The organism is Vibrio sp. 10N.286.48.F5, from assembly GCF_041469785.1.
GTDB classification, from domain to species: domain Bacteria; phylum Pseudomonadota; class Gammaproteobacteria; order Enterobacterales; family Vibrionaceae; genus Vibrio; species Vibrio crassostreae_C.
On the sequence record NZ_JBFRLG010000004.1, the window covers coordinates 327,587 to 340,207 of the forward strand.

General features: G+C 43.8%; 10 protein-coding genes. 5 read left to right on the plus strand and 5 right to left on the minus strand.

The window, feature by feature from the left end:
- Nucleotides 1-113: 113 nt before the first annotated feature.
- The 3 genes from AB4185_RS04220 to AB4185_RS04230 form a co-directional block, all read right to left on the minus strand.
- Nucleotides 114-1,520 (minus strand): YfcC family protein, encoded by a 1,407-nt coding sequence (locus AB4185_RS04220; protein WP_017065544.1) that lies wholly within the window; start codon nucleotides 1,518-1,520, stop codon nucleotides 114-116.
- 73 nt (nucleotides 1,521-1,593) lie between these two features.
- Nucleotides 1,594-2,703 carry an NAD/NADP octopine/nopaline dehydrogenase family protein gene (locus AB4185_RS04225; protein WP_372134937.1) on the minus strand — a complete coding sequence of 370 codons (1,110 nt, stop codon included), beginning with the start codon at nucleotides 2,701-2,703 and terminating at the stop codon, nucleotides 1,594-1,596.
- 192 nt (nucleotides 2,704-2,895) lie between these two features.
- Complete coding sequence (locus AB4185_RS04230; protein WP_017065546.1) at nucleotides 2,896-3,831, minus strand: LysR family transcriptional regulator; 936 nt, start codon at nucleotides 3,829-3,831, stop codon at nucleotides 2,896-2,898.
- 725 nt (nucleotides 3,832-4,556) lie between these two features.
- On the opposite strand from AB4185_RS04230, the gene AB4185_RS04235 reads away from it, so the two are divergent.
- The 5 genes from AB4185_RS04235 (at nucleotide 4,557) to AB4185_RS04255 (ending at nucleotide 10,714) form a co-directional block, all read left to right on the plus strand.
- Nucleotides 4,557-5,531: an autoinducer 2 ABC transporter substrate-binding protein gene (locus AB4185_RS04235; RefSeq protein ID WP_017065549.1), complete on the plus strand. Its 975-nt coding sequence runs from the start codon at nucleotides 4,557-4,559 to the stop codon at nucleotides 5,529-5,531.
- Nucleotides 5,532-5,624: 93 nt separating this feature from the next.
- Nucleotides 5,625-7,118 (plus strand): sugar ABC transporter ATP-binding protein, encoded by a 1,494-nt coding sequence (locus AB4185_RS04240; RefSeq protein ID WP_372134939.1) that lies wholly within the window; start codon nucleotides 5,625-5,627, stop codon nucleotides 7,116-7,118.
- Nucleotides 7,111-8,109 carry an ABC transporter permease gene (locus tag AB4185_RS04245; protein ID WP_017065551.1) on the plus strand — a complete coding sequence of 333 codons (999 nt, stop codon included), beginning with the start codon at nucleotides 7,111-7,113 and terminating at the stop codon, nucleotides 8,107-8,109. The genes AB4185_RS04240 and AB4185_RS04245 overlap by 8 nt, the downstream gene beginning before the upstream one ends.
- Nucleotides 8,109-9,068 carry an ABC transporter permease gene (locus tag AB4185_RS04250; protein ID WP_017065552.1) on the plus strand — a complete coding sequence of 320 codons (960 nt, stop codon included), beginning with the start codon at nucleotides 8,109-8,111 and terminating at the stop codon, nucleotides 9,066-9,068. Before AB4185_RS04245 ends, AB4185_RS04250 begins: the two co-directional genes overlap by 1 nt.
- Before the next feature lie 11 nt (nucleotides 9,069-9,079).
- The gene (locus AB4185_RS04255; RefSeq protein ID WP_017065553.1) at nucleotides 9,080-10,714 is read left to right on the plus strand and encodes an FGGY-family carbohydrate kinase; all 1,635 of its coding nucleotides are present in this window, start codon (nucleotides 9,080-9,082) and stop codon (nucleotides 10,712-10,714) included.
- 108 nt (nucleotides 10,715-10,822) lie between these two features.
- Here AB4185_RS04255 and AB4185_RS04260 read toward each other — a convergent pair whose 3' ends face one another.
- Both AB4185_RS04260 and AB4185_RS04265 read right to left on the minus strand, forming a co-directional pair.
- Nucleotides 10,823-11,182, minus strand: a complete 360-nt coding sequence (locus AB4185_RS04260) for a RidA family protein (RefSeq protein ID WP_065584208.1) — start codon at nucleotides 11,180-11,182, stop codon at nucleotides 10,823-10,825.
- Nucleotides 11,154-12,614, minus strand: coding sequence for an NAD(P)/FAD-dependent oxidoreductase (locus tag AB4185_RS04265; protein WP_372134942.1), 1,461 nt, complete (start codon nucleotides 12,612-12,614; stop codon nucleotides 11,154-11,156). Before AB4185_RS04265 ends, AB4185_RS04260 begins: the two co-directional genes overlap by 29 nt.
- Nucleotides 12,615-12,621 lie beyond the last annotated feature (7 nt).

The following is a 12,621-nucleotide window of genomic DNA, read 5'->3' on the forward strand; positions in this document are numbered from 1 at the left end:
ATTCATTAATGGCTGAATAAACAAAGTTCACCTCTAAAGGGGATAGCCAGCCCCGAGATGAACTTTAATCTACAGCTAATTGACGTTGCTGTTGGGTGTATACTTCAGCCAGATTAGCTGATCACAACGCCAATACTTAGAAGAATCATGACCATGGTACAAAGTACGCCAAGCAATGGACCAATGAATTTTAGCCAAGATGAGTAAGCGACTCGCCCAATGGCTAGACCGCCCATCACCACGCCCGATGTCGGTGTCACAAGGTTTGGTAAACCAGAGGCAGATTGGTAGGCAGTGACAACCAGTTCACGGCCAACACCAGCAAAATCCGCGAGTGGGGCAAGAACTGGCATTGAGAGTACCGCAAGCCCTGAAGAAGAGGGAACGACCAAACACATAACGGCTTCTACCCAGTAGATAGCATTGATGAATGCGATTTCGTTTAACCCGCCTAATAAGCCTTCCGCGTAATGCAAAATGGTGTGGGTTATGTTGCCGTTATCCATGACGACCACAAGGCCACGAGCAATAGCGATGATCAGGGCTACTCCCAGAAGATCGCGCGCTCCGTTTACAAAACTGTCGGTAATTTCAACTTCTGACATCCGGCCAACGAAGCCAACAAGAATGCTTGAGCCAAGAAATAGAGCGGAGAGTTCAGCCATCCACCATCCTGCCGCGGATACGCCCCACATCATAATGGCGAAAGTTAAACCGAAGATAGCCAGTACCGCTTTACGTGTGTTGTTTAGCTCTGGTGTTTCTTGCTTTTTACTGTGTAGGAAATATTCTAAGTTTGACTCTTTCTGGTGAGCGACGATTGAAAGCTCTGGGTTGTTTTTCACTTTTTCTGCATAGCGCATTACATAGATAACACAAACGATCCAACCAAGAACAAGGATCACGGCGCGCAGAGCAAAGCCCTCCATAAAATTGATTTCAGCTGCGTTAGAGGCAATGACAGTCGCAAAAGGGTTAATAGTAGAGCCTAAACAACCAATACCAGCACCAACCATGATAATAGCAACACCAACGATACTGTCGTAACCTGCTGCGATCATTACAGGTATCAGCAGTGCGTAAAAAGGAATAGTTTCTTCCGCCATGCCGTAAACGGTACCACCCAGCGCAAACAACCCCATTAGAATAGGGATCATCCATTTCTCGCGACCTGATAGGCGTTTCATGGTTCCGGCGATGCCTGCATCAATCGCGCCGGTTTGGGTTACTACAGCCAAAAATCCACCGATAACCAATACAAATAGGGCGACGTCCACTGCACGCGCCACGTAACTACCTGGGTCATAGAAGCCTTGAATTGGTGCCATTAAAATATCGACGATACCTTGAGGGTTTGAATCAACGGTTTGATACGTACCAACCATTGGCACCATACGGCCTAGTGTTTCATTGGTTTCCATCTGGTACTGACCGGCCGGTATAACCCAAGTTAAAATGGCCATTAGTACGGTCAGTATCATCAAAATTGTGTAGGCAGAAGGGAATTTAAATTTTGTCATTACGATGTCCTTTTATTTCTTATGGGGCCGAAGCCCCATTGGTCGGATTTAGCCCAAAAGCTGTTCCTTCACGTTAGCTAACGAATTCCATGATTTGTTGAGCGGACATATCGCCAAGTCCCATTTTTTTTAATGTTCTTCCAGATTCGAAATAATTGGTCTCGTTATACGCATTGTCGATGTGCAGACAAGATGTCACCATAGGTGTGTCAATACCGACCAGTTTACCGAGCTCGTAACAAGGGACGAGAAGGTAAGCGGCATCTTCCGTGATGTATCGGTTGCTGGCTGAGTTGGGTGCGCTGTTCAGCTTGCCGTGGGTTTCTGAAGTGCGGTTAACCTCATAAACACTTTCACATTTCATACCGTAAAGGGCATTCATTGCTTGAAGCTCAGGCAACAGTTGTAATCCTAGCGCTTTGCCTATGGATTGACGCTCTGACTCCATTACTGCTGCCGCTTTTGCTGTTGAAACTGAGCAGCAATCTTTGTAGTAATTGAATTGGCCATCGAAGTTTTCTAGTAAGCCAATATTGAGTGTTGTTAGTAATGGATGTCCGCCAAAGTTGATGTTTTCTAATCCGGCTTCAATGACATTACGAAGCCTTGTTAGAGGTAAAGGCATCACAGCTTGTAAGGCTGCAATAGCCTCTTCCGTGCGATCTGCAGGATAAGCGGCGACAGGAAGGTGCTCTTTCATACCTAAAATAGCGATCTCTGCAGGCCCAACAATTCGAGTTGCCCAGGGAATCGAAATTGCGTCAACAAAAGTGATATCTAAATGGGCAAACCCTTGTTCATTTTTAATTTGATTTAGCGCTAATGAGCCATAATTCCCTGGCATAAGCATGATGATTTGGCCATCACGTAAATGAGGCAGCATTTGAGTAAAGAGTGGCTCTTGCGCAAATGATGGGACCGGTAAGACGAGTAAGTCGGCATATGAGACTGTCTCTGCCAAATCGCGGCTGATTTTGTCACACGCCTGAAAGCCACTGTAAGTCAGTTCAACGTCATTAAAGCTTTCAAGTGCACAGATCCCTCCTCGTTGTTCTATGTCTGCCAGAGGATGGTCAAAACCTGGCGAGCCATAGAGGCAGACATCAGCACCTTGTAGGGTAAAGTGATAGGCCGCTGTTAATCCAGCATTACCGGAGCCAATCACAGAGACGCGCGTTTTCATAATTTCTTCCTTATTGATTTTTGTTTTTCTGGTTGAGAGCTTAAGGAAGAAGGCATATTCGTCGCCAATGACTAAGCTGGAGACTAGTATGCAAAAAAGGAATGATGAGAGGCTGGTGTTATCTCAAGGTATTGACTTTATTAGTATAAATTGATTTCACCAAAGTAGTCTGGCATCTCTGTAATTGTGAACTTACTCAGAATCATATTCACTGAGGTTTCGCATTGGCCCAATTTTGAGCTGAATATTCATCGCGTCAGCTTGTAACATGAATTGCTCAATGAACTGTTCCGCATTTCGGTGAATGGGCTTTAACGAAGGGTAGAGGATATCAAATTCAAACGGCAGGCCGAATACAAGTGGTTTCATTACGACCTTTGGGTGCTCGCTTTCCATGTAAGCGGTAAATGGATCAGTGATCGCGATCCCGACACCTTCTCGAACTAAGGTTGCAGCGGTGCTTGCCAGTGAGACTTCGATTTGCTCAATCGTTGATAGGTCATAGCGACGTAACAATGCATCGACTCTTCTCTGAGTAATATCCTTTTCGTGGCGGATGAGCACTTGACCCGCAATATCGTAGATGTCTATGACCGAGCGTTTGGCCAGTGGCGAATCGGAGGGGATAAGACAAACGCATTCGCATTCTACTTTTTGTGCTTTTACACCCGCGAGGTGATCATCAATAAACGCAAAGCCAATGTCTGTTGTTTGACTTTGAACCCGCTGAATCACCTCTTCGGAACGATATGTTTTAAACCCGACTTTGACTTTAGGCGCTTGCTTTAAAAAGACCGCCAAGATTCTTGGCAAAAAGGCGTTTGAGAGAAGAGGCATCGCAGCAATATTTAGTGTCCCGAAATGGCGCGAGCGAATTGAATGCGCAGCGTGATCGAGACTTGATACAGCATCAAAGACTTTGGATACTTCAATATAGAAGGCTTCTCCCTCATTACTAAGCTCCAAGCGATTTCGTTTACGAGTAAAAAGTTGAAAGCCAATTCTTTGTTCTAAATTGGCTAATAGTCGACTGACGGCGGATTGACTAAGCGATAAGCGCTCTGCCGCGGCAGTGACGGTTTGACATTCAACAATGGCTTTAAAAGCATTGAGTTGGGTTAGCTTCATTACATACAGCTCTGGATACAGGAATCGATGAAATTACCAGAAGCTCTAGTGGAATACCTTGAGCTGTAATGAGTAATCAACAATTTCTTGGCAAGTTTAAAGTGAATAAAGCTCAACTAAAAGTCGCTTTAAACAGTGATCCGCCCCAGCACTTTTTGGACATCGAGTTAAGTGAGTACAATCGCGAAAGAGGTGAACAATGACAACCAAGAAAACTACAATTAAACGTTCCCCTTAATTTAAAGCAGAAGCACTGAAGCTAGTAGAGAAAGTAGGAGTAGTTGCATTCGTTATTTAATTACACCCCTTAAGTGTATTTATCAATTCTCAATAACACGGTTCCCGCAATAGTTATCTCTCCATACAAGATATATTGAATCTCCGCCTCATACGTAGTGACCATTGTCTGGTTTTTACCAATAAAACACTCATTAATATTCGCCGCTGAAATCTGACCCTCTATCTGACATTCTCCATGCCAAAATATGAAGATATTTCGTTGTGTTTTTGTTATGAAATTGTTTCTTATTTCGTATTTTTTCGTTCTTTAAATACCTCGACGCTTGATTTTAACTATTTATTAATATTATCGATCGTCAAAATTAACGTTACTGTGTCTGTGTCACGGTTTGGTTGTGCGTGGTAATTTTTGTATTGAACTGTGAGATAACATGTATTCGTCAATTTTATTGAACCCTACACATAATAAAAAAGGATTGATGGACATGAAAAAGGTATTACTAAAAGCTGCTGCACTAACTATTGCTCTTGCTGCTGCAGGTGCACACGCTAAAGACTATGAAATTGTAAACGTCGTTAAAGTATCTGGTATTCCTTGGTTTAACCAAATGAACAAAGGTATTGAACAAGCAGCAACTGACTTTGGTGTTAACGCACGCCAACTTGGTCCTTCTACACCAGATCCAGCACAACAAGTAAAAATTATTGAAGACTTGATTGCTAAAGGTGTCGATGCAATTACTGTTGTGCCAAATGATGTAACGGTTCTTGAGCCGGTATTCAAGAAGGCACGTGAGAAGGGCATTATCGTTTTAACTCACGAATCTCCGGACGGGCACGGAGCTGATTGGGATATCGAAACTATTGATAACCAATCCTATGCAAAAGTGACCATGGATGAGCTTGCAAAAAACATGGGTGAGAAAGGTGGATACGCTGTTTACGTAGGTTCACTTACTGTGCCGTTACATAACAACTGGGCAAATTTAGCAATAGATTACCAAAAGCAAACTTACCCAGAAATGTATGAAGTGACCAGCCGCATGCCTGTTGCTGAAAGTATCGATCAATCATACGCAGCGACCAACGACTTGATGAAGGCTCACCCTGATATGGCAGGTATTGTTTCTTATGGTTCTCTAGGTGGCATTGGTGCTGGGGAAGCGATTAAGAAGAAACGAGCTAAAGATAAGATCAGTGTTGTAGGCATCTTAATGCCAAGCCAAGCTGCACCTTACTTGATGCGCGGCGAGATTGATAAAGGATACTTGTGGAACCCTGCCGATGCTGGTTATGCGATGGTTGCTGTTGCAAAACAAATGCTTGATGGCAAAGCAGTAACAGATGGCGTAAACGTTAAAGGTTTGGGTGATGCTGAAATCGATACTGAAAAACGTGTAGTGAAATTTAATAAGATCCTTGAAGTCGATAAAACAAACGCACGTCAACTTGGTTTCTAAGCGTTAACTTTGACAAGTTCGTTAATGTTTTACTGATAACAAGTAATAACTTCGGGGTAGTGCAATTCTACCCCATGATTTATGGAAATTCATATGTCTGGTACTCCTTTCATTACCCTCAAGAAGGTGTCAAAACATTTTGGCTCTGTGAAAGCCTTGGATGGTATTAACCTAACCTTCAACCAAGGCGAAGTACACTGTTTAGCTGGAAAGAATGGCTGTGGTAAAAGCACATTGTTCAAAGTGATTTCGGGTGTCCATGCGCCGGAAAAAGGTGCTGAAATTCTACTTGAAGGTAAAAAATATCCACGCTTAAATCCGCAACAATCAATTGAACATGGCATTCAAGTTATTTATCAAGACTTGTCGCTTTTCCCTAACCTTACCGTCGCAGAAAACATAGCTATTCAAGATCATGTTGAGTGGACAAAGGGATTAGTTCAGCAAAAACGTATCGAAGAGATTGCGATTAAAGTAATGGCGAAAGTCGGCGTGAAGCTAGCATTGGATAAGCGTGTAGAGCAACTTTCGATTGCAGAGTGTCAATTGGTTGCAATTTGTCGAGCTATGGCGTCTGACGCCAAGCTAATGATCATGGACGAGCCAACCGCATCGTTAACTCGTACTGAGGTCAATCACCTGATCGAAGTTGTTGCGGATCTCAAATCGAAAGGTGTTACCGTTGTTTTTGTTAGCCACAAACTCGACGAAGTGATGGAGATCTCTGATCGCATTACCGTTATCCGTGATGGCCGTACCATTGGTACCTATCAAGCCGATGAAGTGGATAGCGACGAGTTGGCATTTTTAATGACAGGTCAACGTTTTGAATTTTCGCCTTTAGCGCCATACCAACAACAAGGTGATGTGAAGCTAGAAGTAAAAAAACTGACTAAACAAGGTCAATATCACGATGTATCGCTGTCGGTTCGTGCTGGTGAAATCGTCTCCATTACTGGATTACTTGGAGCGGGTCGTACCGAGCTTTGCATGGCATTATTTGGAATGAATAAGCCTGACAGCGGCGAGATCCTAATTAACGGTCAACCGACGTCGTTTAGCTCCAATCGTGATGCGATCGCACAAGGGATTGGTTATGTATCAGAAGACCGCATGTCAACTGGGTTAGTCATGGACCAGTCGATTCAAGACAACATTACTGCTTCGGTGCTAAAGCGTCTACAAAAGCCATCGGGTGTACTGGACCATCTTAAAGCCAACAAGCTAGTGGCAAAGCTTATCTCATCACTATCAATCAAAGTCGCAGATCCAAAATTGCCTGTTACTAGCCTTTCTGGTGGTAACGCGCAGCGCATTTCGATTGCCAAGTGGATCGCAGCAGAGCCAGAAGTTCTGATCCTTGACTCACCGACCGTCGGTGTTGATGTTGCTAACAAAGAAGCCATCTACAACATTGCCAAAGACCTTGCTGCAAGTGGTATGGCGATCATCATGGTGAGTGATGAAATCCCTGAAGTATTTTACAACAGTCACCGAGTGATTGTGATGAAAGAAGGACGTTTTACCCATGACTTCCAACCGACTAATTGCTCAGAGCAACAAATCATGGAGGCCGTCAATGCATAATAAATTTAAGCGCCAATTGGCTTCGTTTAGCAAACGTCACGAATTCTATCTCTCCGTTATGATCGTATTGATTGTAGCGGTACTGACCGCGGCATCAGAAGATTTTCTTACGTTAGGTAATATCTTCGATATGTCAGTAAGCTCGGCGTTACTTGGCATTATGGCTTGTGGTCTATTTGTAGTACTTATTGCTGGTGGGATTGATATTTCATTTCCCGCCACGGCAGCAATTGCCCAATATGTTGCGGCCACATACATTCTAAGTATTGGCGGTAACTTTATGATTGCCTTTGGTATTGCCGCATTGGTTGGTGTGTTATTGGGTATGATTAACGCAGCATTGGTTTATAAGCTCAAAGTACCGGCGATTATCATAACCATTTCCACGTTGAACCTGTTCTTCGGCCTACTGATTTATTTTAGTAATGGCGAGTGGCTATATGGTTTCCCTGATTGGTTTATGGACGGTGTTGAGTTATTTAGCTTCACTGGAAGCGATGGTTATGACTATGGCTTGTCACTGCCAATTCTGACTTTAATTGCCATGATTGCGCTAACGTCGTTTTTAATGTCGAAAACACGTTTAGGCCGTCAAATATACGCTGTGGGTGGTAATGCTGATGCCGCGAGCCGTATCGGTATAAACCTCTTTGGCATCAATTTGTTTGTGTATGGTTACATGGGAGCGCTAGCGGGTATTGCGTCAGTAGTTCAAACACAAATTACTCAATCGGTGGCGCCAAACTCTTTAATGGGTTTTGAGCTTACTGTGCTTGCGGCTGTAGTACTTGGTGGAACGAGTATGACGGGAGGCAAAGGAACCTTATTCGGTGTGATTTTAGGTGTGATTTTGTTAGCGGTGGTGAAAAACGGTTTAACACTATTGAGCGTGCCTTCTTACTGGCACACCGTTGTGACGGGTTTGATTATTGTTTGCAGTATCAGCATGACCGCGATTAATGAGAAAAAACAAGCAGCGCAGGGGGCATAATGGAACAGGTTCTAAATAGTTTAAAGCTGCCAACGGATAAGAACATTCGTTACTTGTTGGTTATTTTAGTTGGTATTTTGGCGGTGATGGGCTTTACCAGCGGTCAAGCATTTTTCTCAATCGGCAACTTACAATCGATGTCATCGCAAATGCCGCTATTAGGTTTACTCGCATTGGCAATGGCAGTATGTATGTTGACTGGTGGTATTAACCTATCAATCATCGCTACTACTAATGCATGTGGCTTAGTTATGGCGAGCATCATAACCCAAGCACCAGATAGCTTTGCAATGTTGGTATTAGCACTGGCGGGTGGTCTGATTACAGCAGTAGTAATTGGCCTTCTTAACGGAGCATTAATCGCTTACGTTGGAGTCTCTCCAATTCTTGCTACTTTGGGCATGATGACGTTGATCAATGGCCTTAATGTCCTTATCTCAGGTGGCAGCGTAATCTCAGGATTCCCTGAAGCACTGTTGGTTTTAGGTAATGGCTCGTTAATGGGCATCCCTATGCCACTTATCTTGTTTGTCGGTTTTGCGATTGGTTTGTGGGCTTTACTTGAGCATACAAGTCTTGGCCGCACGATTTACTTGATGGGTTCTAACGAGAAAGCCACACGATTCTCAGGCATCAATACTCAAAAAGCCACACTGTATGTATATGCGCTCTCTTCAATTCTATGTTGGGCGGCCGCAATTGTAATGATGGCAAAATTCAACTCAGCTAAAGCTGGTTATGGAGAGTCTTATCTATTAATTGCGATTTTGGCCTCAGTGCTCGGTGGCATCAATCCAGATGGTGGTTTTGGACGCATTATTGGTATTGGCTTAGCATTGATTGTACTGCAAACGTTAGAAAGCGGTCTTAATTTACTGGGAGTGAGCAGCTATCTCACTATGGCGCTGTGGGGCGGCATCTTGATCCTATTTATCTTCTTACAAAAAAATAAGGCTTAACGGGGAAGGATATGAGTATTTATTTTATCGGTGTTGACGTAGGCAGTGGTAGTGCAAGAGCTGGCGTATTCGATGCTCATGGGCGTAAAGTCGGTGAAGCGAAACGCGATACCCAAATGTTTAAGCCGCAAGCAGACTTCGTTGAGCAATCTTCAGAAAATATTTGGCAGTGTGTGTGTTTGGCAGTAAAAGACGCCGTTTCACAAGCGAACATCGATCCTATTCAAGTAAAAGGCATTGGTTTTGATGCTACATGCTCGCTTGTTGTATTGGACAACAAAGGAGAACCTTTAACAGTTAGCCCAACTGGTCGTAGTGAACAGAATATTGTGATGTGGATGGATCACCGTGCTATCACACAAGCAGATCGTATCAACACTACTGAACACCCAGTGTTGGCATACGTTGGCAACCGTATTTCGCCAGAAATGCAAACACCAAAGCTATTATGGCTAAAACAAAATATGCCCAATACATGGTCTAAAGCAGGCTATTTCTTTGACTTACCAGATTTTCTGACTTGGAAAGCTACCTTTGATGCTAGTCGATCGCTTTGTTCAACTGTATGTAAATGGACTTACCTTGGTCACGAAAGTAAGTGGGATAAGAGTTTCTTTGAACTGATAGGTTTAGAAGACTTACTTGAAGATAACGCGCAATCAATTGGCGATCGTATTTTACCAATGGGTCAGCCTGTCGGGGATGGACTAACGGTTCATGCGGCGGATGATCTCGGCCTGGTGGCCGGAACAGCCGTTGGTACCTCAATCATCGATGCACATGCTGGTGGTATAGGAGTATTAGGTGCTGCGGGGATGACGGGTGAAAAAGCGGATTTCAATAAACGTTTGGCTTTGATTGGTGGAACCTCTTCTTGCCATATGGCTGCATCAAAAACGGCACGTTTTATCGATGGAGTTTGGGGGGCATACTACGGTGCAATGATACCTGGGTACTGGCTTAATGAGGGTGGGCAATCAGCAACTGGTGCTTTGATTGACCACATTATTACTTCACATCCAATCTATGACAGAGCTAAAGAGCAGGCTGATAAATTGGGTCAAACCATCTATCAATTGCTTAATAACCGTTTGTTAGAACTTGCTGGTAGCAAAGAAGATATAGCTTTTTTGACGAAAGATATCCATGTGTTGCCTTACTTCCATGGCAACCGTTCTCCACGTGCTAATCCTCATTTAACTGGCACTATTACTGGCCTTAAAATGTCGAAAACCATTGATGATATGGCGATGCAATATCTTGCAACGTTACAAGGTATTGCTTTAGGTACACGTCATATCATTGAAGTGATGAACGAAGCTGGATACGAGATTGATACCATTATGGCTTGCGGCGGTGGTACTAAGAATAGTGTCTTCTTACAGGAACATGCTAACGCCACTGGCTGTATGATTTTGTTGCCTGAAGAAAGCGAAGCCGTATTGTTGGGCTCTGCAATGCTCGGCTCTGTCGCCGCTGACTTCTACAGTGATATCCCAGACGCTATGAATGCCATGAGTCGCATCAGTAAGAGCGTAATGCCCCAAACTGAAAAGATTAAGCGGTTCTATGACGCGAAATATAAAGTATTCCACAAGATGTATGAAGATGACGTGGAGTACAAACGCTTAATGGGAGAGTTTTAGACAAGCCCTTATATATTTCAAAATGTAATTTATGGTTCTGTTAACGGTCTAGTTCAATAACTAGACCGTTAACACATGGACTTCACCGGTGGATAATCGCTACAAATTTTAAATATTGGTTTTTCGTGCTGCAATCACAAGTAGCTCGACCTTGAGTTCAGGGCTAGCGAGCTTCGCTTCACCACAAGCACGCGCAGGTGCGAACCCTTCATCAAACCATTCATCCCATACTGTATTCATTTCATTGAAATCGCTCATATCAGCTAGCCATACTGTGACCTGTAAAACATGCTGACAATCACTTCCCGCTTCAACAAGAAGGCTTTCTACTCTTGTAAGCGCTTCTCTAGTTTGCTCTGTAACGCTTGTACCACGGACTCCGACCTGACCACATAAATATATTGTGTCGTTATGGGTCACAATTTTGCTCATACGTTGATTAGTATGCAGTCTCTGTATCTTGCTCATATTTAATATTTCCTTTTTTATATTTTTTAATAAATGAACTCTTTGCGGGGGTGAGACTTGCTAGCTCTCCAAGTTTCAATGGTTTAATAGGGTTGCGTAGTCGGTAGTAGCCTACTTTTTCCATTGAAATGCCGACTTTGTCACTAATAATATGGGCCACCGTTGATCCGCAATAGCGTCCTTGACACGGGCCCATGCCACAGCGAGTGAACGTTTTTATTTGATTAATCCCACAGGCTCCCTGATCTACGTGATCGCGGATTTGTTTTGCTGTTACTTCTTCACACCGACAAACGATCGTTTGGTCGCTGGGGGTGAGGGCTTGCTTAGGTGGGGTATACAGCGCATCAAGAAACGGTCGTACTGATAGCTCTTTGTTTATTATTGCTTTTATGGGGTTATCGTTATTTTTAGTTATGAGATTACCGTTAAGCTCAAGATCTTGCAGAGTTTTTTGTGCGACGAGCTCACCTTGTAATTCTGCAACGATTGCTCCTCCAATGCCCCCGCTGTCGCCAGCAACAAAGACACCGTAACGTGAACTCATGTTGTTACTGTCTAACTTAGGCTTCCAGCAAACTTGTAATGAATCCCAAACATGTTCCAACCCCATAGCGCGAGTGAGTTGGACGTTAGGAATCACTCCAATATGTGCTAAGACAGTTTCACCTTTAAGATCGACGGTTCTTCCTGAGTTTTGAAAGGTTAAGCCTTCTAAACGTTGGCTACCTAGTGCTCCAATGTGAGTAGAAGATGTATAGCGCTTGATCCCAAGCTTATGAATCTTGGAAAGGAGCGTTAAGCCTTTGGCTATGTAATTGCGTCCTTGCCATGCATTCAACCAATATCCGGCTGCTTTAAAGTAACTTGCGCTTTGCTGAGTATCGACAATGGCCTTCGGTGTAGCGCCGGCATCGCTCATCTGTACGGCGAGTAGGTAGAGAAGGGGACCTGTTCCAACCAAGATTGCATCTTTAGGGACAATGCCTGATGTTTTCATCATGATTTGGCAAGCCCCAGCTGTCATCACCCCTGGTAGTGTCCAACCTGAGAATGGGAATGGTCTCTCAATTGCCCCCGTTGCTATGATGATTTTTTTCGCGGTCGCTTTTTGAGCTTTCCCATCGCGACTCCAATAAACCGCGTTGTCCGAATCAATTCGCCATAACGTAGCGCCAGAGAAATAAGAGATGTTAGCTTGGTTAAAAGTTTTAACGAGTTCGGCACCTCTTAAATAATCTGGCCCGAAGATATGTCCGTGTGGGTGACCTGATTCTTGTATGGCTCTATAAATTTGGCCTCCTGGTTGAGCTTGCTCGTCGATAACCATGACATTTGCTCCCGCAATAGCGCATTGAACTGCCGCAGCCATTCCTGCAGGCCCAGCTCCGATCACACACACATCAAAATTCATGTTTGATTGTTCTAGCATGAAACCT